This is a genomic window from Pseudomonas sp. NPDC099000 (genome assembly GCF_044759925.1).
GTDB lineage: Bacteria > Pseudomonadota > Gammaproteobacteria > Pseudomonadales > Pseudomonadaceae > Aquipseudomonas.
Genome location: NZ_JBIWAF010000045.1, coordinates 1 through 20649, shown reverse-complemented (window position 1 = coordinate 20649; position 20649 = coordinate 1). Strand labels below are relative to the sequence as shown.

Annotated in this window: 19 protein-coding genes, 1 tRNA gene and 2 pseudogenes; 9 read left to right on the top strand and 13 right to left on the bottom strand. The window is 59.5% G+C overall.

The features are described 5' to 3' along the window. Window positions 1-104: 104 nt before the first annotated feature. Window positions 105-425 (bottom strand): hypothetical protein, encoded by a 321-nt coding sequence (locus tag ACIQV9_RS28015; RefSeq protein ID WP_008153466.1) that lies wholly within the window; start codon window positions 423-425, stop codon window positions 105-107. Between the two features lie 214 nt (window positions 426-639). Beyond that, complete coding sequence (locus tag ACIQV9_RS28010) at window positions 640-2058, bottom strand: short-chain fatty acid transporter (protein ID WP_403108314.1); 1419 nt, start codon at window positions 2056-2058, stop codon at window positions 640-642. A 201-nt stretch (window positions 2059-2259) separates the two neighbouring features. Here ACIQV9_RS28010 and ACIQV9_RS28005 point away from each other — a divergent pair, with 201 nt between their 5' ends. From ACIQV9_RS28005 to ACIQV9_RS27990, 4 genes and pseudogenes are all read left to right on the top strand, one after another. Then, entirely contained in the window at window positions 2260-3573 is a 1314-nt protein-coding gene (locus tag ACIQV9_RS28005) for an MFS transporter (protein WP_403108312.1), read from the top strand. Between the two features lie 80 nt (window positions 3574-3653). Further along, window positions 3654-4478 (top strand): annotated as a pseudogene (locus ACIQV9_RS28000) (PAS domain-containing protein); the annotation flags it as partial. After that, a complete protein-coding gene (locus tag ACIQV9_RS27995) occupies window positions 4458-5018 on the top strand; it encodes a methyl-accepting chemotaxis protein (protein WP_403108341.1) in 561 nt (186 codons plus the stop codon). The pseudogene ACIQV9_RS28000 and the gene ACIQV9_RS27995, both read left to right, overlap by 21 nt. A gap of 58 nt (window positions 5019-5076) precedes the next feature. Beyond that, entirely contained in the window at window positions 5077-5676 is a 600-nt protein-coding gene (locus ACIQV9_RS27990) for a flavin reductase family protein (RefSeq protein ID WP_403108310.1), read from the top strand. A 12-nt stretch (window positions 5677-5688) separates the two neighbouring features. On the opposite strand, the gene ACIQV9_RS27985 is transcribed toward ACIQV9_RS27990, so the two are convergent. Both ACIQV9_RS27985 and ACIQV9_RS27980 read right to left on the bottom strand, forming a co-directional pair. Continuing rightward, the gene (locus ACIQV9_RS27985) at window positions 5689-6057 is read right to left on the bottom strand and encodes a cupin domain-containing protein (RefSeq protein WP_403108307.1); all 369 of its coding nucleotides are present in this window, start codon (window positions 6055-6057) and stop codon (window positions 5689-5691) included. A gap of 77 nt (window positions 6058-6134) precedes the next feature. Continuing rightward, window positions 6135-6947 (bottom strand): AraC family transcriptional regulator, encoded by an 813-nt coding sequence (locus tag ACIQV9_RS27980; protein WP_403108305.1) that lies wholly within the window; start codon window positions 6945-6947, stop codon window positions 6135-6137. A 152-nt stretch (window positions 6948-7099) separates the two neighbouring features. Here ACIQV9_RS27980 and ACIQV9_RS27975 point away from each other — a divergent pair, with 152 nt between their 5' ends. Genes ACIQV9_RS27975 through ACIQV9_RS27965 form a run of 3 tightly spaced genes read left to right on the top strand, consistent with a single transcriptional unit; the run spans window position 7100 to window position 9221 of the window. Further along, entirely contained in the window at window positions 7100-7738 is a 639-nt protein-coding gene (locus tag ACIQV9_RS27975) for a LysE family translocator (RefSeq protein ID WP_403108303.1), read from the top strand. A gap of 10 nt (window positions 7739-7748) precedes the next feature. Then, the gene (ddlA, locus tag ACIQV9_RS27970) at window positions 7749-8843 is read left to right on the top strand and encodes a D-alanine--D-alanine ligase (protein WP_403108301.1); all 1095 of its coding nucleotides are present in this window, start codon (window positions 7749-7751) and stop codon (window positions 8841-8843) included. 33 nt (window positions 8844-8876) lie between these two features. Beyond that, window positions 8877-9221: a gamma-glutamylcyclotransferase family protein gene (locus tag ACIQV9_RS27965; protein WP_403108299.1), complete on the top strand. Its 345-nt coding sequence runs from the start codon at window positions 8877-8879 to the stop codon at window positions 9219-9221. Between the two features lie 74 nt (window positions 9222-9295). On the opposite strand, the gene ACIQV9_RS27960 is transcribed toward ACIQV9_RS27965, so the two are convergent. The 3 genes from ACIQV9_RS27960 to ggt all read right to left on the bottom strand — a co-directional run bounded on the left by ACIQV9_RS27960 (window position 9296) and on the right by ggt (window position 12052). Beyond that, window positions 9296-9667: a type II toxin-antitoxin system HigA family antitoxin gene (locus tag ACIQV9_RS27960; RefSeq protein ID WP_403108296.1), complete on the bottom strand. Its 372-nt coding sequence runs from the start codon at window positions 9665-9667 to the stop codon at window positions 9296-9298. Between the two features lie 3 nt (window positions 9668-9670). Next, complete coding sequence (locus ACIQV9_RS27955) at window positions 9671-9973, bottom strand: type II toxin-antitoxin system HigB family toxin (protein ID WP_403108294.1); 303 nt, start codon at window positions 9971-9973, stop codon at window positions 9671-9673. Between the two features lie 246 nt (window positions 9974-10219). Continuing rightward, on the bottom strand, window positions 10220-12052 hold the full coding sequence (gene ggt, locus ACIQV9_RS27950) for a gamma-glutamyltransferase (RefSeq protein WP_403108291.1): 1833 nt from the start codon (window positions 12050-12052) through the stop codon (window positions 10220-10222). 164 nt (window positions 12053-12216) lie between these two features. Between ggt and ACIQV9_RS27945 the strand changes: the two genes are divergently transcribed. Further along, window positions 12217-13326 carry a DUF2817 domain-containing protein gene (locus tag ACIQV9_RS27945; RefSeq protein WP_403108289.1) on the top strand — a complete coding sequence of 370 codons (1110 nt, stop codon included), beginning with the start codon at window positions 12217-12219 and terminating at the stop codon, window positions 13324-13326. Window positions 13327-13398: 72 nt separating this feature from the next. Here the strand turns inward: ACIQV9_RS27945 and ACIQV9_RS27940 are convergent. Together ACIQV9_RS27940 and ACIQV9_RS27935 are read right to left on the bottom strand one after the other, a co-directional pair. After that, window positions 13399-13475: transfer RNA gene (locus ACIQV9_RS27940), tRNA-Met, on the bottom strand. A gap of 116 nt (window positions 13476-13591) precedes the next feature. Further along, window positions 13592-15649, bottom strand: a complete 2058-nt coding sequence (locus ACIQV9_RS27935) for a methyl-accepting chemotaxis protein (protein ID WP_403108286.1) — start codon at window positions 15647-15649, stop codon at window positions 13592-13594. 332 nt (window positions 15650-15981) lie between these two features. Here ACIQV9_RS27935 and ACIQV9_RS27930 point away from each other — a divergent pair, with 332 nt between their 5' ends. After that, window positions 15982-17199 (top strand): MFS transporter, encoded by a 1218-nt coding sequence (locus ACIQV9_RS27930; protein WP_403108283.1) that lies wholly within the window; start codon window positions 15982-15984, stop codon window positions 17197-17199. 173 nt (window positions 17200-17372) lie between these two features. On the opposite strand, the gene ychF is transcribed toward ACIQV9_RS27930, so the two are convergent. From ychF to ACIQV9_RS27910, 4 genes and pseudogenes are all read right to left on the bottom strand, one after another. Continuing rightward, complete coding sequence (gene ychF, locus ACIQV9_RS27925; protein ID WP_046053455.1) at window positions 17373-18473, bottom strand: redox-regulated ATPase YchF; 1101 nt, start codon at window positions 18471-18473, stop codon at window positions 17373-17375. Window positions 18474-18495: 22 nt separating this feature from the next. Continuing rightward, on the bottom strand, window positions 18496-19080 hold the full coding sequence (gene pth, locus ACIQV9_RS27920) for an aminoacyl-tRNA hydrolase (protein WP_008153430.1): 585 nt from the start codon (window positions 19078-19080) through the stop codon (window positions 18496-18498). 170 nt (window positions 19081-19250) lie between these two features. Further along, window positions 19251-19853, bottom strand: coding sequence for a 50S ribosomal protein L25/general stress protein Ctc (locus ACIQV9_RS27915; RefSeq protein ID WP_403108338.1), 603 nt, complete (start codon window positions 19851-19853; stop codon window positions 19251-19253). A 141-nt stretch (window positions 19854-19994) separates the two neighbouring features. Then, window positions 19995-20576, bottom strand: a pseudogene (locus ACIQV9_RS27910) (ribose-phosphate diphosphokinase); the annotation flags it as partial. Window positions 20577-20649: the final 73 nt, after the last annotated feature.

Genomic DNA, 20649 nt, shown 5'->3' with positions numbered 1-20649 from the left:
GCGTGTAGTTTTTTGCGTAGAGCCTGCGGTGTGTATGCAAGGAACTCTCGGTTATGGAGTCCGGCCCGGGCTTAATGTCTATGGGCCGGACGGAGGTTGAAGCGTTACAACAGCTTTAGTGCCAGATGAGTACCGGCGCGCAAGTACTCGACCTGTGCAAATACGGCATCCTTGACGATGGCCTCTCCTGTATCGGTCAGTTTGGCTTTTTTGGCATCAATGATGGACGTTTGCGTTAATTGCATCACTACATCCATCGCTTTTTGAAGGGCGGTCAAATTGTTGTGCTGGCCGAACTCGCGGACGACAGCGTCCATACGGCGATCTGCATCATCACGCAGCTTTTTATATTCAACGACTGAAACCCTACCGTCCTGGTAAATCTCGTTAATCATCTCTTCCAGCGTTTTCGATATTAAAGACATGTCTTTGTTCATCCTTGGTCAGTGCTGTCTTACTTTAAAAAGTTTGTGAGCTGTCGGAGTTTACTCAGCGATTTATAGGTTGGAGATAAGAACTCTCCGGGTTTCATGTCAGGCGCAATCGAGCCTGTATGTAGGATAAATCTAGGCGTTTGTTTCATGCTCAAGCAGGGTGAACGGATTGCACCTGCCCGCAGCAGGTGCAATCACTTACGTGTTACGGCATGACCGGTGCCGTATACGTCAGCGTCGTCCCCAACGCCCACAGCAGAAACAGCACCAGCGGCGTGTGCACCAGCAGTTGCACGAACGAAAACCCGATCAAGTCTCGCGCCTTCAACCCAAGCACGCCCAGCAGCGGCAGCATGTAGAACGGGTTGATCAGGTTCGGCAGGGCTTCCGCCGCGTTGTAGATCTGCACGGCCCAACCCAGGTGGTAGTTCAGGTCGGTGGCCACTTGCATGACGTACGGCGCTTCAATGATCCATTTGCCGCCGCCGGACGGAATGAAGAAACCGAGGATCGCCGAATACACGCCCATCAGCAGCGCATAGGTGTCGTGGGATGCAATGCTGACGAAGAAGGTCGAGATGTGGTGGGCCAGGGTCTGCGCGTCGGTGCCTTTGACCGTGGTCATCAGCGCGGCGATTGAGCCATACAACGGGAATTGGATCAGTACGCCGGTGGTGGTCGGCACCGCTCGGGACACGGCATCGAGGAAGCTGCGTGGACGCCAGTGCAGCAGCGCGCCGAGCATGATGAACAGGAAGTTGTAAGTGTTCAGGCCCGAGATCGCGCTGATCGCCGGTTTGGTCGAAAACTCGTGGAACAGCCATCCCGTCGCCAGCAGCACCAACAGAATCGTCAGCAGCGGGCTGTGCTCAAGCCATTCGCCGGGGCGGGTACGCGGTTGCAGTGGTGGCAGGTTGAAACTCGGGTCGATGCCACAGGCTTCGGCGTCGCGGGCTGTTTTCGGCCCCGGCGCGGTGGCGTAGGCGATGATCAGCGAGATCACGATCAGTGCCAGCAACATGACGCCGGACTGCCAGAGAAAAATGGTCTGGGTGAACGGAATGACGCCGGTGATCGACAGAATCGAGGGCGGCAGGCTGGCCGGGTTGGCCTGCAATTGCGCGGCGGACGATGACAGGCCCAAGGCCCACACGGCGCCAAGGCCCAGGTACGCGGCAGCACCGGCGGCGCGGTAATCCATTTTCAGGTCGGTGCGGCGGGCGAGGGCGCGCACCAGCAGACCGCCGAATACCAGCGAAAGGCCCCAGTTCAGCAGCGACGCAACCATGGAAATCAACGCGACCCAGGCCACGGCCGAGCGCCCGTTTTTCGGGATCCGCGCCAAGCGGTCGATGAGCTTCACCGCGGGCGGGGAGCTGGCGACCACATAACCGCCGATCACCACGAACGCCATCTGCATGGTGAACGGGATCAGGCTCCAGAAGCCGTCACCAAACGCCATCGCCGCATCGGTGGGTTTGGCGCCCATGAACAGGGTGGCCACGGCCACGATGATCACCGCCAGCGCGGCAAATACCCAGGAGTCGGGGAACCAGCGTTCGGCAAAACTTGAACAGCGCAGGGCAAAGCGGGCGGAGCGGGTATCTTCGATATCAGCGGCCACGGGAGTACCTCGAATTTTTATGTTTATTGTGGTCTTTGGGGCGGCAAAGGCCCGTCTGGACAGGGGCCAACAGTAAATCAATCAGTCATATTTTGTGACGAAGATTAACCAGTCTGAGACTTTGGTCTAACGGGTTGTCCGTGGGCGCATTTGCGTAGACCATGGGCGCCTTGGTTTTTTGCCTGTGCCAGAGTTCTTTTCATGACTGCCAACATCGATTCGCGCCCGGCGCCGTTCAGCCGCTCGGACTACAAGACCCTTGGCCTGGCGGCCCTTGGTGGCGCGCTGGAAATCTACGACTTCATCATTTTCGTATTTTTCGCGCTGACCCTCAGCCAGCTGTTCTTTCCGCCGGAAATGCCCGAGTGGCTGCGCTTGCTGCAAAGCTTCGGGATCTTCGTGACGGGTTATCTGGCGCGCCCATTGGGCGGCATTCTGATGGCGCATTTCGCCGACCGACTGGGGCGCAAGAAGGTCTTCAGCCTGAGCATCCTGATGATGGCGCTGCCGTGCCTGCTGATCGGCATCATGCCGACCTACGCCCAGATCGGCTATTTCGCACCGCTGCTGCTGTTGGTCCTGCGGGTCCTGCAAGGCGCGGCGGTCGGCGGTGAAGTACCGAGCGCCTGGGTGTTCGTCGCCGAGCACGCGCCGGCCGGGCATCGCGGTTATGCCCTTGGCTTCCTGCAGGCCGGGCTGACCTTTGGTTACCTGATCGGCGCCCTGACGGCGACCTTTCTGGCGCAGGCGTTCACCCCGGCGGAAATCCTCGATTACGCCTGGCGCTACCCGTTCCTGCTGGGCGGCGTGTTTGGCGTGATTGGCGTCTGGCTGCGCCGCTGGCTCAGCGAAACCCCGGTGTTCATGGCCATGCAGGCGAAGCGCGATGCCGCTGTCGAACTGCCGTTGCGTACGGTCTTGCGCGAACATCGCCTGGCGATTCTGCCGGCGATGCTCCTCACCTGCGTACTGACCTCGGCGGTGGTGGTGTTCGTGGTCATCACCCCGACCATGATGCAGAAAACTTTCGGCATGACCGCCAGCCACACCTTCGCCCTGAGCGCGTTGGGCATTGTGTTCCTGAACATCGGCTGCGTACTCGCCGGGCTGCTCGTCGATCGCATCGGTGCCTGGCGCACGGTCATGCTTTATAGCCTGTTGCTGCCGCTGGGTATCGGCGTGCTTTATACATGCCTGATCACCGGCGGCGACTGGATCGGCTTGGCCTACGCAATTGCCGGGCTTGGTTGCGGGGTCGTCGGAGCCGTGCCGTCGGTGATGGTCAGTCTCTTTCCGGCGCGGATTCGCGTCTCGGGAATTTCCTTCACTTACAACATTGCCTACGCAGCATGGGCGAGCATCACACCGTTGTTGCTGATCGGTCTGATGCCGTGGAGTCCATGGATTTGCGTGATTTTCAGCGCGGTAATGGGCGCAGTGGGCGTGAGCAGCGCGGCGTATTTCGGTACTCGCATGCCACGGGTTGAACACTGCCCGGCCGCCGGCACGGCATGAATGAAAAACCCGGCAGGCGTGTCCCAACTATTTTTGTAGGACAAACCTGAAACACTCTTCAGAAAATATCCGCAAGGCCGATGGTTAGGCTGCATGCCGCTTTCCATCCCTGTCCATCGGTGCTTTCCATGTTCAACAAACGCTTGAAGCAGGAGCTGTCGGCTCTTCGTGAAGAACTCTCCAGCCTTCAGCAAGTGAAGGAAAGTCTGGAAAGCGAGATGCTGGTCCTGACCCTTGATCCTGAAGGGCGGATTCAATCGGTCAACCAGAACTTCCTCGGCGAGATGCTCTACAAGAGCAGCGACCTGTTGGGCCGGCACATTGAAGACATCGTCCCGATCCATGTGAAATCGGACGAATTCCACCACCGCTTCAAGTCTGCGCTGACCCGTGGCGAGCACTTCGCCGGCGCCGTGCGTTTGCTGCGTGGCAATGGCCAGGAAGCCTGGCTGCGCTCGATCGCTCAGCCGGTGCGGTCCTCGGAAGGGCGCATCAAGCACTTCTCGATTTATTCCAGCGACCTGACCCGCACCATCGAGGCGTCCCGCGAACACGAGAACCTGATCGGCGCCCTGGTGCGTTCGACGGCGGTCATCGAGTTCGATCTCAATGGCAACGTGCTGGCGGCCAACGAGCGGTTCCTCAGCGGCATGGGTTACAACCTGGCGCAGATCAAAGGCAAACATCACCGTACTTTCTGCGAGCCTGAAGAGTACAGCAGCGCTGAATACCAGAACTTCTGGCGCCGCCTGAACGCCGGCGAGTTCGTGGCTGGCCGCTTCAAGCGTGTGGACAGCCACGGTCGTGTGGTCTGGCTGGAGGCGTCGTACAACCCGGTGGTGGATGCCAACGACACGCTGTACAAAGTGGTGAAATTCGCCACGGTGATTACTGATCAGGTCAATCAGGAGCAGGCGGTCGCCGAAGCGGCCAACATCGCCTACAGCACCTCCCAGCAAACCGATCAAAGCGCCCAGCGTGGAACCGCCGTGGTGACTCAGGCGGTGGACGTGATGCGTGAACTGGCCCGGCACATGCAAACCGCCGGCGAAGGCATCGAAGCGCTGAACGAGCAGTCGCTGGTGATTGGCACCATCGTCAAAACCATCAGCGGCATTGCTGAACAGACCAACCTGCTGGCGCTTAACGCGGCCATCGAGGCGGCGCGCGCCGGTGAACAGGGTCGAGGGTTTGCCGTGGTCGCGGACGAAGTCCGGCAATTGGCTTCGCGTACCAGCCAGGCCACCGATGAAATCGTTGGCGTGGTGCGTCAGAACCAGGACATGGCGCGCAATGCCGTGGCCCTGATGACCGACGGTCAACTCCAGGCTGAACAAGGCCTGGCGCTGGCGGCGGAGGCGGGCACGGTGATCGTCGAGATTCAGGACGGCGCGCAGAAAGTGGTCAACGCGGTCGGGCAGTTCGCCAATCAACTGGCGACTTGATACCTGCGCTCCTTTCGGAAATCGCTACAATCGGCGTTTTGCAAAAGGAGCAGCCCTCATGAGCGTTTCTCACCGCCGTCCGGTTCCCTTGTCCAAGGCTTATCGCCTGCTCAATCACGGGCCGACCGTGCTGGTCAGTGCCGCGCATGACGGCCAGCGCAACATCATGGCCGCCGCCTGGGCGATGCCTTTGGACTTCGAACCGCCGAAAATCGCCGTAGTGCTGGACAAGTCCACCTGGACCCGCCAACTGCTGGAAGCGTCGGAAACCTTCGTGCTGAACGTTCCCTGCGCTGCCCAGGCCGATATCGCCCAGACCGTGGGCTCGACGTCGGGCCTGGAACTGACTCAGGGCCAGGGGCTGGACAAATTTCAGGTGTATGGCCTGCAGACGTTCAACGGTGAGCTGGTCGATGCGCCGATGCTTGAAGGTTGCGTCGCCTGGCTGGAGTGCCGATTGCTGCCGGAGCCCGACAACCATCAGCAATACGACCTGTTCGTGGCCGAAGTGATTGCCGCCCAGGCCGATGAGCGCGTGTTCAGCGAAGGCCGTTGGCACTTCGCGGGACACGATGCATTACGCACCCTGCACCATGTGGCGGGCGGGCATTTCCTGACGATTGGCGACCCGGTGGACGGCAAGACCTTGCAGTCGTAAACCGGCTGCCTTTCACACCCAGACGTCATTCTGCGCCGTGCGTTCGCCGCCTTCGCTGCCCGTGTTTAGTACACCCTTGGGCTCGATCAGCAGCAACTTCACTTCCTGTTCGGCGCTGGGTTTGTGCTCGACACCCTTTGGCACCACATACATTTCGCCCGCGTTCAGCAGCACGTGGCCATCGCGAAAGTCGATGCGCAATTGCCCTTCGAGCACGATGAAGGTCTCGTCGGTATCCAGGTGATCGTGCCAGATGAAATCCCCCAGCAGTTTCACCACTTTGAACTGGTAGTCGTTCATCTCGGCGATGACCCGAGGGCTCCAGTGCGAGTCGATCCGGGCGATTTTTTCAGCGAAGTTCAGGCTTTGGTAGGCGTTCATGAAACGAGCTCTCGTGGTTGATCGTGAAGCCACGATAGTCAGCACGGCAGCGGGTTTCTTGTACGATTGTGCGCGGGTCAGCGGCGGTGCATTTTCATCCAGCGGGCCGGTGACAGGCCGTAAGCCTTGCTGAATTGCCGGGTCATGTGGCTCTGGTCGGTGAAGCCGGCGATCAGTGCGGCGCTGACCAGGGACTGGCCCTGGATCAGCAGTGCACGGACCAGGTCCAGTCGGCGCATCGTCAGGTATCGATAAGGGCTGGTGCCGAACAGCAAGCGAAAATCCCTCGACAGGCTCCAGCGATCCCGACCGCTGTGCTGTGCCAGTTCCTCCAGTGTCACCGTGCGATCCAGGGCGCTGTGGATAAACTCCCGAGCGCGTTCCGCCGCCACGTAGTCGAAGCGCTGGCGCTTGGTGGCGGTCACTCCTGAAACACTGTTCAGGGCCTGTGCCAGATCAAACAGCGCGTCTTGTTCTTCCAATGGATCGAGGGGGCAATCCAGGCTTCGCAGCAGCACGTCGGTGGCGGCGAACAGGCGTGGGTCGGTCGACAATCCGGTCTTGATGAACGGCAGCGGTTGCCCGCCGAGTATCTGCTGGATCAGCGCTGGCTCGATGTACATCATCCGGTATTTGAAACCGGCCTCGGTGCCGGCCTCGCCATCGTGGACTTCGTCCGGGTGCAACACCAGGGTCCCGCCGGGCAGACTGTGGCGCCAGCCGCCGCGGTACTGAAAACTCTGCACGCCGGCCAGGGTCCGGCCGATCGCATAGGTGTCATGGCGGTGGAGGTCGTAGCCATGACCGGCAAAAAACGCCTCGAAACGCTGGACCCCGCCAACGTCGGGCGCACGGTGGAACCAGTCGATGGGAGGCGGATGCTTGGCCATGGTGTCGTTGTCTTGAGCTCAATGTCGAACACGGTAACCCAGTGACCGGCCACCTGTCTGCTGGCCGACAAAACCCTTGCGTCGCTGGAAAATCGTCGGCAAATGTAGCAAGGTATCGAGCACTCTCTGAAGCCACGAAGGCGCCCAATATCATGGAAATGACTCCTCTGAGCTACGCCGCACCGCTGTTGTCTCTAGCGCTGTTATGGACGGTTGCGGTGGTGACGCCGGGACCTAATTTTTTCAATACCGCGCAATTGGCCGCCAGTTGCTCCCGCCGTCATGGCGTGGTGGCTGCGATGGGCGTGGCGACGGGCACCGTACTCTGGGGCCTGGCGGGAGGCCTTGGCATCAAGTCACTGTTCAGCGCAGCACCGACGTTGTACCTGAGCTTCAAGATTGCCGGTGGTTGTTACTTAATCTATCTGGGGCTGAAACAGTTCAAGCGCAAACCGACGGTGATGCCGGGGGACAGTTCGTTGAACGGGGCAGGCCGCACGTTGCTGTCGGCTTATGGCCGGGGCTTTGTAGGTAACATGACCAATCCCAAAGCCGCGCTGTTCGTCGCGACGATTTTCGCCACTGCCATGCCTGCCTCCCCGCCACCGATGTTGCTCGCGCTGGCCGTGCTGACCATGGCGACATTGTCGTTCAGTTGGTATTGCAGCGTGGCGCTGTTGTTCGCCAGCCGTCGGGTCGCGGGTGCCTATGATCGTTCACGTAAATGGCTGGATCGCTTCGCCGGCAGTTGCTACTTGCTGTTCGGTGCGCATCTGGTGGCCAATCGTTGAGGTGTATTGAATGAGCAAACTGCGGGTAGGGGTCATTTTTGGTGGTCGTTCGGCGGAGCACGAAGTGTCGCTGCAATCGGCGAAAAACATCGTCGATGCACTGGATCGGTCGCGCTTCGAACCGGTGCTGATCGGTATCGACAAACAAGGTCACTGGCACCTCAATGACCCTTCGAACTTCCTGCTCAACCAGGAAAATCCGGCGCTGATCGCCCTCAACCAATCCAATCGGGAACTGGCCGTGGTGCCGGGCAAGGCCAGCCAGCAACTGGTTGAAACCTCCAGTCAGGAACTGCTGGGCCACGTCGACGTGATCTTCCCGATCGTGCACGGCACGCTGGGTGAAGACGGTTGCCTGCAAGGCTTGCTGCGCATGGCAGATTTACCGTTTGTCGGCTCCGACGTGCTCGGCTCGGCGGTGTGTATGGACAAGGACATCAGCAAACGCCTGCTGCGTGACGCCGGGTTGGCGGTCACGCCGTTCGTGACCCTGACCCGCGCCAGCGCCGCGCGCACCGGGTTCGCCGAGGTCCAGGGCAAACTCGGCCTGCCGCTGTTCGTCAAACCGGCGAACCAGGGCTCATCCGTGGGCGTGAGCAAGGTCAGTGACGAAGCCGAGTACACGGCGGCAGTGGAGCTGGCCCTGGGTTTCGATGAAAAAGTCTTGATTGAATCCGCCGTCAGCGGCCGCGAGATCGAGTGCGCCGTGCTCGGCAACGAGGATGCCATCGCCAGCGGTTGTGGCGAGATCGTGGTGCGCAACGGTTTCTATTCCTACGACAGCAAATACATCGACGCTCAAGCGGCTGAGGTCGTGGTACCGGCCAACATCAGCACCGAGGCCAGTGAGCGCATCCGCGCCTTGGCCGTCGAAGCGTTCCAGGTGCTGGGCTGTTCCGGGCTGGCGCGGGTCGATGTGTTCCTGACCGACAGCGGCGAAGTGCTGATCAACGAAATCAACTCGCTGCCCGGCTTCACCCGCATCAGCATGTACCCCAAGCTCTGGCAAGCCACCGGCATGACGTACAGCGAGCTGGTCAGTCGCTTGATCGATCTGGCACTGGAGAAGCACAAGGCCCGCCAGACACTGAAGATCACTCGCTGAGCGGTACGCAACTATTCAATCAAGGATTTATGGATGAGCGATTCAACGGTGTACCTGTTTTCCTACGGCACCTTGCAGGACAAAGCCGTGCAACTGGCCAATTTTGGGCGCGAGCTGACCGGCAGTGCCGATGCGATGCTGGGTTACGAGCAGTCCTGGGTTGAAATCACCGACCCTGACGTGTTGGCCACCAGCGGCAAGACCCACCATCCGATTCTTCGTCCGGGCAGTGACAGCAGCGCACCGATTCCCGGCATGGTGTTCCAGATCACACCCGAGGAACTGGCCGCCGCTGATAGCTATGAAGTAGCGGATTACAAGCGTGTCAGTGTGGTCCTTCAATCCGGGATTGAAGCTTGGGTGTATGTGAGCGCGTAGTGCTCTTGCGTGATATCCGGTGAGCCGGGAGGGGAACTTTCAGCGCGGGCCAGTACGATTCGGCCGACGCTTGATCAAGCTTGCTTCACTGGCTTAATCAGACTCTCTGCCGGTATCCCGAATAGATCATGTAGTTTCCAAATCATCGGGAGCGTCAACGCACGCTTGCCATTGAGCACTTCATAAACCCGGTTTGTCCGGCCGATGGCTGGCGCAAGGTCTGCGGCAGACAGGCCGGATTGCTCCATGCGGAATTTGATTGCATCGATTGGGTTAGGCAGATCCACCGGAAACAGCTTCGATTCATAAGCTTCTATCAGTGTGATCATGATGTCGAAATAATCCCCTTCGGGCGTGCCAGGCTCTGGCTCATTGTCGAAAAGGGTAGATACATTTTTGAGGGCTGCGCGATAGTCCTCGTCGGTGTGAATCGGATGAATGTTCATTGATTACTCCATCTCGACGGTATCGGCGTCGATTGCGTCGTACTGTTTGTGAGTGCCGACAAATTTTATGTAAACGGCGCCGAAGCGATAAGCGACCGCGACTACCAACCGAAAGTCATTACCCTTGATGTTGAACACGACTCTACGGCTCTTGAGAATGCTGGCGGTAGCAAAGTGCTCTTTTATGTCCGCAGGTGTTTTCCACTCAGCATTCCTTGCCTCGTCAATCCAGGCCAGGAAGGATTGTTCCGAGTCTGGGTACTTCCTCCAAAAACTTTTAAGCTGACTAATGGCGATAATTCTCATGGCGTGATCCTAGTCCCGTGATGGGACTGATGCAAGTCTGTGGAGGTGTGGCCGATGGAAGGAGCGGATTCGACTTTGTACTTAGGTGTTTCGGGTGGCCGAACTGACGCGAAAAATGATCTTTGAACTCTATCGAAGAAGCAGTGGTTTGCAGGTAGGAAAAGTCGGCGCGAGGCAGCCGAACAGGACTCATTACATACAAAAAAGGCCTACCTCCCGGTAAGCCTTTTCCACCCTCTGTAGGACTCAATCCCCCAACGCCACCCCCTCACGCCGAGGATCGGCCCCGCCCGCCAACGAAGCCTTCCCCTGCGCATCCTTCACCCGAACAATCGCCTGGGTGCCGCTGGTCATGTCGATCTCGCTGACGCTGTGCCCTTTGTCCTTCAGCGCCTGAATCAGCCCGGCGCTGAACTGTCCCTCTTCCAGTTCCGTCGGGCCGTTGCGGCTGCCGAAGTTGGGCAGGCTGATGGCCGCTTGGGGTTCGAGGTTCCAGTCGAGCAGGCCGATGGTGGATTTGGCGACGTATTCGATGATCTGCGAGCCGCCGGGCGAACCGATGGTGGCGAGGAATTCGCCGCTCTGGCGATCGAAGATCAGCGTCGGTGCCATGGACGAGCGTGGGCGTTTGCCGGGTTCGACGCGGTTGGCGACTTTCTGCCCGTTTTCTTCGGGGATGAACGAGAAGTCGGTCATCTGATTGTTGAGCAGAAAACCCTGCACCATCACGTGCGAACCGAACGCGGATTCGACGGTGGTGGTCATCGACACCGCCCCCCCTTCGTCATCGACTGCCACCACTTGCGAGGTCGAGATGCGCAACGGCGAACGGTCTGGCGCGTAGGCGACCTTGATGCCCGGCGGGGTGCCGGGTTTGGCCGTGCCCATGCTGCGATCGCCGATCAGGGCGGCGCGGCTGGCCAGATAGGTCGGGTCTACCAGGCCTTTGACGGGGACGGGCGCGAAGTCGGCGTCGGCCAGATAGAGCGCGCGGTCGGCGTAGGCCAGGCGCTCGGCTTCGGCGATCAGGTGTACGGCTTCTGGCGTCGGCTCGGTGCCGGCGGGTTTATCGGTCTTGAGCGGTTTCATTGAGGCCAGGGTAAAGCGCGGATCGCGAGCCTCTAGCGCCTGGAGTGTGCCGAGGATCTGCGCCACGGCGATTCCACCCGACGACGGCGGCGGCATGCCGCAGACTTGCCAGCGTTTATAGTCGGTGCACAGCGGCGCGCGTTCCTTGGCCTGGTAGCCTTGGAGGTCGTTCAGCGACAGGCTGCCGGGGTTGGCGTGGCCTTGAACCTTGGCGACGATTTCTTGCGCGATCGGCCCTTTGTACAACGCATCCGGCCCTTCTTTGGCGATGCGTTTGTACACCGCGGCCAGCGCCGGGTTTTTCAGCTGAGTGCCGGCCGCTTTCGGGCTGCCATCGGCATTCAGGAAGTACGCCATCATGTCCGGCGAGCGACGCATGGAGGAATCTGAAGCGATCAGCTGATGCAGGCGCGGCGAGATGGCGAAACCTTGCTCCGCGAGTCTGATGGCCGGTTCGAACAGCTGCGCCCACGGCAGGCGACCGTGTTTCTGATGGGCCAGCTCAAGCGCTCGCAACACGCCGGGCGTCCCCACTGAGCGACCCCCAATCTGCGCCTGGGTGAAGGCCATCGGTTTGCCGTCAGCCTGCAGGAAAAGCTTCTCCGTGGCGCCGGCCGGTGCGGTTTCGCGACCGTCGTAAGTGCGCACGTTCTTGCCATCCCACAACACAATGAACGCGCCACCGCCGATGCCCGAGGATTGGGGTTCCACCAGCGTCAGTACCGCTTGCATGGCAATCGCGGCATCAATCGCCGAGCCGCCCTGACGCAGCATCTCCCGCCCGGCTTCGGCTGCCAGAGGGTTGGCGGCTGCGGCCATGTGTTTCGAGGCGTATTGGGTTTTAAGGTCGGTGCGATAACCCGAGGCGACTTCCGGCGCAAGCGGCAACGTTGAGGTCGGCGGGGAGTTGCACGCTGCAAGGGTCAGCGCGGTGGCGATCAGCGAAAAGGCTGACAGGCGATAGCGGCTCAAGCGGAAGGCTGAGAACACGTTGGGCACTCCGTCCGTGGGAAAAGATTTGGGGACTTTATCGGCCGACAGGGCGTGGTGCAAACCACGGATGACAGCCAAGACGCTTTTGCCCTTCATGAGTTGACGGATTTTCTGTAGGGTCGAGGGCAACAGACGGGTCAGAAGATCAACAAGAGGCAGCCATGCAGACCGAGTTTCCCACCCAGCCGAGTTACCGCATACAGCGTGAGCAATTCCTCGCCGCAGCGACCGCGGCCGGCGCGACGTTGGCCGAATATCCGCACCCACTTAAAGGGCCGTTCGGCGAGCCCTTGAGCACCGATGTGGCGGTGTTGGGTGATCCGGGTGCCAAGCGATTACTGATCGCGTTGAGCGGTACCCATGGGGTAGAAGGTTTCTATGGCTCGGGATGCCAGATCAAGTGGATGCAGGAATTGGGCAAGCGTTCACTGCCGGCCGATGTCGCGGTGGTGATGATCCACCTGATCAATCCCTGGGGCGCCGCATGGCTGCGTCGGGTCAACGAAGACAACATCGACCTGAACCGCAATCACCTGAACTTCGAACGTCCGCTGCCGGACAATCAGGCTTACGCAGCGCTGCATGAAATCTATGCGTTCACTGAGTTGCGGGGCCCCGAACGTGACCGCGCCGATGCCTTGCTCGACGGGCAGATTCGCGAACACGGCTGGCCGGCGGTGATGTCGATTGTCGAGGGCGGCCAGCACAGTCATCCCGATGGCCTGTTTTACGGCGGGCTGGCGCCGAGCTGGTCGAACCGCACGCTGCACAAAATCCTGCAAAAGCATATGTCCCAAGCCGAGGTCGCGATGTGTTTCGACTTGCACACCGGTGCGGGCGAGTACGGCCACCCAATGTTGCTGACCATCACCGAGGCCGCTTATCCCGCGCTGCCCGATGCGCAGGCCATCTACGGTCCGTGGCTCTACACGCTGCTGACCGGTGCCGACACCTTGAGCGGAACCGGTGTGGCGGCCACCGCTACGGGCTACACCTCGCAGGCACTGCTCAATGCGCTGCCGCAGGTAAAACTGATGCCGTTCGTGATCGAGTGCGGGACTTACCCGGGGGCGGATGTTCATCGCCATTTGCGCGATGACCATTGGCTGCACCTGCATGGCAATCCAAGTGATGCGGTGGGGCGTGGGATCAAACTGAATCTGCTGGAGCAGTTCTATCCCGCCGACAACGACTGGCAGGCGATGGTCTGGCTGCGGACCTGGCAGATTTGGGAGCGCGCCTTGTCAGCGTTGCCGACGATTCATTCTTGATGTGCTGTTGAGAGGCACTTTTCTCGAGGCATAAAAAAACGGCCTACCTTTCGGTAAGCCGTTTTTAGTACTTGGTGGCTACACAGGGACTTGAACCCCGGACCCCAGCATTATGAATGCTATGCTCTAACCAACTGAGCTATGTAGCCAAGTGGCGCGCATTATTCACCGGTAATGCAGATGCGTCAAGCGTAAATCCAAAATATTTCTCTACGCTTTCAACCGCTTATCCACCTGACCCGAAAATTCGAGCCGGGGGAGGGCGTTAGCTGAGCTGAAATCTCCCGGTATTGGCACTCAAGGCCTTGCTGCCCTGGCTCAAGGTGTCCGCCGCCAGGTTCACCGCCCGCGCGCCTTCGAGCAATCTCACGGCGGCCTGATCGACCTGCTGGATGTTGCCGCTGACTTCATCGGCGGTGCTGGCTTGCTCCTCGACCGCCGTGGCGATTTGCGCCAGCGTGTCGGTAACGCCTTGCACCGCGTGGGCAATTTCCCCGAGGCGTTCGCCTAAACCGGTCACCGACTGGGCGTCACTTTGCGCCTGACTACAGGCCGCTTCCATCAGGCTTACCGCTTCATTCACCGTGCTGCGCAGGCTATCGACCGTGCCGGCGATCTGCGCCGTGGATGACTGCGTGCGTTGCGAGAGGCTGCGCACTTCATCGGCCACCACCGCAAAACCGCGGCCTTGTTCGCCAGCGCGAGCCGCCTCGATCGCCGCGTTGAGCGCCAACAGATTGGTCTGCTCGGCCACGCCGCGAATAGTGTCGACCACCAATTGAATCTGTTGCCCTTGTTCGCTGACCCGGCCTAGTGCTGCCGCCGTATCGTTCAAACGCTGGTTGAGCTGCTGAATGCTCGCCGTGGTGCGTTGGCTGTCGCGGCTGCTGTCGGCCGCAATGCGTTGGGTGTGTTGAGCGCTGCCGGACGCCTGTTCGCAACTCTGGGCGACCCCTTGCGAGGTGGCCGCCAATTGCGTGGCCGCAGCGGCGATCTGGCTGATCTGCAATTGCTGTGCTTCAACTTCGCCCAAGGCGCCGCTGGAGTGATGGTTGAGGGTGCGCACCGCGTTGCTCACCTGCAAGGTTTCGTGATCGACCCCCAGCAAACTGTTGCGCAACTGCACCACGGCGACATTCAGCGCGGTGCTGATGGCCGCCAGTTCGTCGCGTCCCTGCACCGGCACTTGCAGGCTGAGGTTGCCGTCGCGCAATGCCTCGGCCAGCAGGGTGATGCCGCTGGCGCTGCGACGGATCGAGGCCTGCAAGCAGATGAACAGGTACAGCGCGGCCAGCAGCAGGCAGCCAAAGATCGTCGCCACCAGAATGAACTGGCGAATCGCCGATCCGTGGTAGTAATCCAGACGTTGATCCAGCGAAACCAATGACTGCTGGCGCAGCGAGGCGAGGTCGGTGAGCAGGCTGTCGAGGCTGCGCTCGAATTCTTCCGGCTTGAGCTTGATGCTGCCGCCGAAGACGCCGTCATCGAGGACTTTCAGTTCGGCGTCCAGATGCTTGAGGCTGTCGTGGTATTGCCCGGCCCAGCTTTGCAAAGCACTCGGCAGGCGCGCTTCCAGGAGGCTGGCGGTTTTCGCCAACTGTTCGCGGGCATCACCGATACGGCTGCGCAAATCGCGCAATTGCAGACGGCTTTGCAGGGTGAACTGCCCCGACACCACCGATGCCTGGCCGACACTGGCCAGGCGGCCGACCCGTTCAATCAGGTCCGGTGCATGTTGCGTCGAGATTTGCGTCAGCAGGTAGGTTTCCAGCCACGGCGCGAGCGTCAGGCGATTGTCCATGGCGATCTGCTCGCGCAAGGCTTGCAACGCACTCAAGGCATTGGTGAACCGATCGTAGCCATCCGGCCACCAGCCGACGCTGCTCAGGCTTTTCGAGTCGAGGCCGTTGAGGGCGGTTTGCAGGGCCTGGTAACGGGTCAGGGTTTCGCCCTCGGCGCCTTCGCTTTTCAGCGCATTACCGAGGTCCGAGGTGGCTTGGGCGACGGCAGGTTGAACCGCATCGAACGCGGCCATCGCGGCAAGGGTCGCAGGGGTTGGCTGGCGATTGGTTTCCGTCGCGCGCCAACGCGCCGCACGGTCACGTTGGGCGGCGAGCAGGTTATTCAACGCATCCAGGGCGAGCAGTTGACGAACGCCGGCACGTTCGCCGGAGATCAGGTTCAGTTTGGCGCGATAGTCCTGACCGATCATCAACAGGCTGCCCGCCAGCGGCAGGATAAACAGCAGAAACAACAACTGAAATTTGCGTGCGAAGCCAAAACGCCCCAGCAATCCGATCCCCGGTGATAAAAAAGCCTGCATGCCCCATGACTCCTCTGGACACCACGCACCAATGGCGTGCGTCGGGGTCGTTGCGACCGCGACTTGTGCCCCTTTAAAAGGCCTCGAAAGTTCACCCTTGTCAGCTCTGTAGGCCGACTCTGTGGCGAAACTTCCCATTCTCGGTCCCCTTTGTAAGGGGCCGCGTTGAAGCGGATTAACAAGGCAAGATTCAGACCATGGCGTTGCGCTATCACCTTCTTGGCGATGAATGTCGAGGTCGTTAGCAGGCTAAGGGGATGGCGCTGCCGCACTGAAAAATGGCACATTGACGCACCTGCCCGTGTGCACCCATCCGCTGTACGGAAATTCTCATGGCTATTACGAACGCTCAGACCGGCGCGACGTCGGCACCCGCGACTTCACAAAGCAGCCCTTTGGTCATGCGCATCATCGGCGCGGTGGCGCTGGCGCATTTGATCAACGATCTGATTCAGTCGGTGCTGCCGTCGATTTATCCGATGCTCAAAGCCAACTATGGCCTGACGTTTACCCAGGTTGGATTGATCACCTTGACGTTCCAACTGACGGCTTCGCTGTTGCAGCCATGGGTCGGCTACCACACCGATCGCCATCCCAAACCCTGGCTGCTACCGGCAGGAACGGTCTGCACGCTGATCGGCATTTTGATGATGTCGGTGGTCGGCAGCTTCCCGATGATCCTGCTGGCGGCGGGGTTGATCGGCATCGGCTCGTCGACCTTTCACCCGGAAGCTTCTCGCGTGGCTCGACTGGCCTCGGGCGGGCGATTCGGCCTGGCGCAATCGACCTTTCAGGTCGGCGGTAATGCCGGTTCGGCCTTTGGTCCATTGCTGGCGGCGGCGATCATCATTCCGTTCGGCCAGGGCCATGTGGCGTGGTTCGGATTGTTCGCCGTGTTTGCGCTGTTCGTGCTCTATCGAATCAGCCGCTGGTACGCCAATCACTTGAACCTGTTCAAGCTCAAACAAGGTCAGGCGGCGACACACGGCCTGTCGAAACGCCGGGTGATCAGCGCGCTGGTGGTGCTCGGGCTGCTGGTGTTCTCCAAGTATTTCTACATGGCCAGTTTCACCAGCTATTTCACCTTTTACCTGATCGAAAAGTTCGACCTGTCGGTGGCCAGTTCGCAACTGCATCTGTTCCTGTTCCTGGGTGCCGTGGCGGCGGGGACCTTCTTCGGTGGCCCGATTGGCGACAAGATTGGCCGTAAGGCGGTGATCTGGTTCTCGATCCTTGGCGTTGCGCCGTTCACGCTGATCCTGCCTCACGTTGATCTGTTCTGGACCAGTATTCTGAGCGTGGTGATTGGCTTCATCCTCGCTTCGGCGTTCTCGGCGATCGTGGTTTACGCCCAGGAGCTGGTGCCGGGCAATGTCGGAATGATTGCCGGGGTGTTCTTCGGCTTGATGTTTGGATTTGGCGGGATTGGCGCGGCGTTGCTTGGGCATTTGGCCGACATTCACGGCATCGAATACGTGTACTACCTGTGCTCGTTCCTGCCGTTGTTAGGTGTACTGGCGATCTTCCTTCCAAGAACCAAAAAGCCTTGAACACCGCCGACCCTGTAGGAGCGAGGCTTGCCCGCGAAGCTTCTTGAGCCGGTGATGACGCCTTCGCGGGCAAGCCTCGCTCCTACAGGATTAGGTATCGCCCGGATTTCAGGCACAAAAAAGCCGCGTATCAAACGCGGCTTTTTCGTATGTGGCTGCTTCGTTCTGAAAACTTAGACGTTAAAACGGAAGTGCATCACGTCGCCGTCTTTAACAATGTAGTCCTTGCCTTCCAGACGCCATTTACCGGCTTCTTTGGTACCGGCTTCGCCCTTGTACTGGATGAAGTCGTCGTAGGCGATGACTTCGGCGCGGATGAAGCCTTTTTCGAAGTCGGTGTGGATCACGCCAGCGGCTTGTGGCGCGGTAGCACCCACGCGGACGGTCCAGGCGCGGACTTCTTCGACACCGGCGGTGAAGTAGGTCTGCAGGTGCAGCATTTCGTAGCCGGCGCGGATTACGCGGTTCAGGCCTGGCTCTTCAAGGCCCAGGGCTTCGAGGAACATGTCTTTCTCTTCGCCGTCTTCCAGCTCGGCGATTTCGGCTTCGATCTTGTTGCAGACCGGAACCACCATGGCGCCTTCTTCTTCGGCGATGGCCTTGACGATGTCCAGCAGCGGGTTGTTCTCGAAACCGTCTTCAGCGACGTTGGCGATGTACATGACCGGCTTGGTGGTCAGCAGGTGGAAACCACGAATCACCGCTTTATCGTCGGCGCCCATGGTCTTCATCAGGGTGCGCGCTGGCTTGCCGAGGGTGAAGTGAGCGATCAATTGCTCCAACAAACCTTTCTGGACCACGGCGTCCTTGTCACCACCCTTGGCGTTGCGAGCGACTTTCTGCAGTTGCTTCTCGCAGCTGTCGAGGTCGGCAAAGATCAGTTCCAGGTCGATGATCTCGATGTCGCGTTTCGGGTCGACGCTGTTGGAGACGTGAATCACGTTCTCGTCTTCGAAGCAGCGGACTACGTGGGCGATGGCATCGGTCTCGCGGATGTTGGCGAGGAATTTGTTGCCCAGGCCTTCACCTTTCGAGGCGCCGGCGACCAGGCCAGCGATGTCGACGAATTCCATGGTGGTCGGCAGGATGCGCTTGGGATTGACGATGGCCGCCAGGGCTTCCAGACGCGAATCCGGCATCGGCACGATACCGGTGTTCGGCTCGATGGTGCAGAAGGGGAAGTTCTCGGCCGCGATCCCGGACTTGGTCAGGGCGTTGAACAGGGTGGACTTGCCGACGTTAGGCAGACCGACGATGCCGCAATTGAATCCCATGGTGTTTTCCCCGAGGAGTGAGTCAAGCCTTCTGGCTGTGCAGGTTTTTCATCGCGCGGTTCCATTCCCCGGCGAGGATATCCGGCAGCACGCCGAGGGCAAAGTCGATGCTGGCATCGAGTTTTTCCTGTTCGGCGCGTGGCGCACGACCCAGGACGAAATTTGAAACCATACTGGCAACGCCCGGGTGGCCAATGCCAAGCCGCAAGCGGTGAAAGGTATTCTGATTGCCCAGTTGCGCAATGATGTCGCGCAACCCGTTGTGACCGCCGTGGCCGCCGCCCTGTTTGAGTTTGGCAACGCCCGGTGGCAGGTCGAGTTCGTCATGCGCCACGAGGATTTCTTCAGGCGTTATGCGGAAGAAACCGGCGAGTGCCGCGACGGCCTGGCCGCTGCGGTTCATGTACGTGGTGGGAATCAACAGACGAACATCCTGACCCTGATGCGAATAGCGTCCGGTCAGGCCGAAATATTTGCGATCGGCCACAAGGTTTACGCCTTGCGCGTTCGCGATGCGCTCAACAAAAAGGGCCCCTGCGTTATGCCGGGTCTGTTCGTATTCAGCGCCTGGATTTCCCAGGCCAACGATCAGTTTGATGGCAGTCACGATAGGGGCCCTTCCTTGGAGTGGTGGATAACATCGCCGCAATCAGTAAGTGCGGCGAAAGTGGACGACAAATGCTCATTTACCATTATGTAAACTCCGCGTTCTCGCCCGCTTTCTCGCTACGTTCCAGTCCGCGATGTTACTTGATCACTCCGGCATGACAGAGTGAATTACTCTGCTGCGCCTTCTTCAGTAGCTTCTGGAGCAACACGTGGAGCGTGGACGTTGGCAACAGCCTTGTCATCGCCGTGTGCCAGAGCAACAAACTCAACGCCTTTAGGGGCTTTGAGGTCGGACAGGTGAATGATCGAACCGATTTCGGCGTTAGCCAGGTCGACTTCGATGAATTCAGGCAGGTCTTTTGGCAGGCAGGTCACTTCGATCTCGGAAACAACGTGCGAAATTTCGCCGCCTTTCTTGATCGGAGCTTCTTCACCAACAAAGTGTACAGGCACGATAGCGGTCAGTTTCTGGCCAGCTACAACGCGTACGAAGTCGGCGTGCAACACGTGGCCTTTGGCCGGGTGACGCTGCAGAGCTTTGATGATTACGTTTTGCTTGGTGCCGCCAACGTTCAGCTCGATGATGTGGCTGTAAGCCGCTTCGTTTTCGAGCAGTTTGGCAACTTCTTTAGCCAGCATGCTGATGGATTCAGGGGCTTTTTCGCCACCGTAAACTACAGCTGGAACCAGGCTTGCGAGACGACGCAGGCGGCGGCTCGCACCTTTCCCCAGGTCGGAACGCACTTCAGCATTCAGAGTAAAATCGTTCATGTTGTATCTCCAAAATAACCACATTCGCCCCAGCGGTTGCGACCAGCGCTAAAGGCGATATGGGCAAAAAAGCCCCGCCCCGACAGGAATGCCGGGGCGGGGCGCTTTTCGTCAACGAGACAGTCGAGAAGGGCAGGGCCCTTAACGGAACATCGCGCTGATCGATTCTTCATTGCTGATGCGGCGGACCGCTTCGGCAACTACCGGCGCGATATCCAGTTGACGGATACGCGAGCAGGCTTGAGCAGCAGCGGACAACGGGATGGTGTTAGTCACCACCAGTTCGTCCAGCATGGAATTTTCGATGTTTTCGATCGCCCGACCGGACAGCACAGGGTGTGTGCAGTAGGCGAAAACCTTGGCAGCGCCATGCTCTTTCAAGGCCTTGGCCGCGTGGCACAGAGTGCCGGCGGTATCGACCATGTCATCGACCAGAATACAGGTACGCCCTTCGACATCACCGATGATATGCATCACTTCAGAGTGATTGGCTTTCTCACGGCGTTTGTCGATGATCCCGAGATCCACGCCCAGGGATTTGGCAACAGCACGTGCACGCACGACGCCGCCAATGTCCGGGGACACGATCATCAGGTTTTCGAAGCGCTGATCTTCAATGTCATCCACCAATACCGGGGAGCCGTAGATGTTATCTACCGGAATATCGAAGAAACCCTGGATTTGGTCAGCATGCAGATCAACCGTGAGAACACGGTCGTTTCCGTATTATGTTATGATGTTAGTTTAGTGTTTGTGTGTGTTTGATAGTGTTGATGTAGGTGGTCGGCGTTTCTTT

What these genes read in the sequence shown, in the direction of transcription:
- ACIQV9_RS28015 (WP_008153466.1), bottom strand. Translation starts at nt 425, where the DNA reads ATGTCTTTAATATCGAAAACGCTGGAAGAGATGATTAACGAGATTTAC.
- ACIQV9_RS28005 (WP_403108312.1), top strand. Translation starts at nt 2,260, where the DNA reads ATGACTGCCAACATCGATTCGCGCCCGGCGCCGTTCAGCCGCTCGGAC.
- ACIQV9_RS27990 (WP_403108310.1), top strand. Translation starts at nt 5,077, where the DNA reads ATGAGCGTTTCTCACCGCCGTCCGGTTCCCTTGTCCAAGGCTTATCGC.
- ACIQV9_RS27985 (WP_403108307.1), bottom strand. Translation starts at nt 6,057, where the DNA reads ATGAACGCCTACCAAAGCCTGAACTTCGCTGAAAAAATCGCCCGGATC.
- ACIQV9_RS27980 (WP_403108305.1), bottom strand. Translation starts at nt 6,947, where the DNA reads ATGGCCAAGCATCCGCCTCCCATCGACTGGTTCCACCGTGCGCCCGAC.
- ACIQV9_RS27975 (WP_403108303.1), top strand. Translation starts at nt 7,100, where the DNA reads ATGGAAATGACTCCTCTGAGCTACGCCGCACCGCTGTTGTCTCTAGCG.
- ddlA (WP_403108301.1), top strand. Translation starts at nt 7,749, where the DNA reads ATGAGCAAACTGCGGGTAGGGGTCATTTTTGGTGGTCGTTCGGCGGAG.
- ACIQV9_RS27965 (WP_403108299.1), top strand. Translation starts at nt 8,877, where the DNA reads ATGAGCGATTCAACGGTGTACCTGTTTTCCTACGGCACCTTGCAGGAC.
- ACIQV9_RS27960 (WP_403108296.1), bottom strand. Translation starts at nt 9,667, where the DNA reads ATGAACATTCATCCGATTCACACCGACGAGGACTATCGCGCAGCCCTC.
- ACIQV9_RS27955 (WP_403108294.1), bottom strand. Translation starts at nt 9,973, where the DNA reads ATGAGAATTATCGCCATTAGTCAGCTTAAAAGTTTTTGGAGGAAGTAC.
- ACIQV9_RS27945 (WP_403108289.1), top strand. Translation starts at nt 12,217, where the DNA reads ATGCAGACCGAGTTTCCCACCCAGCCGAGTTACCGCATACAGCGTGAG.
- ACIQV9_RS27935 (WP_403108286.1), bottom strand. Translation starts at nt 15,649, where the DNA reads ATGCAGGCTTTTTTATCACCGGGGATCGGATTGCTGGGGCGTTTTGGC.
- ACIQV9_RS27930 (WP_403108283.1), top strand. Translation starts at nt 15,982, where the DNA reads ATGGCTATTACGAACGCTCAGACCGGCGCGACGTCGGCACCCGCGACT.
- ychF (WP_046053455.1), bottom strand. Translation starts at nt 18,473, where the DNA reads ATGGGATTCAATTGCGGCATCGTCGGTCTGCCTAACGTCGGCAAGTCC.
- ACIQV9_RS27915 (WP_403108338.1), bottom strand. Translation starts at nt 19,853, where the DNA reads ATGAACGATTTTACTCTGAATGCTGAAGTGCGTTCCGACCTGGGGAAA.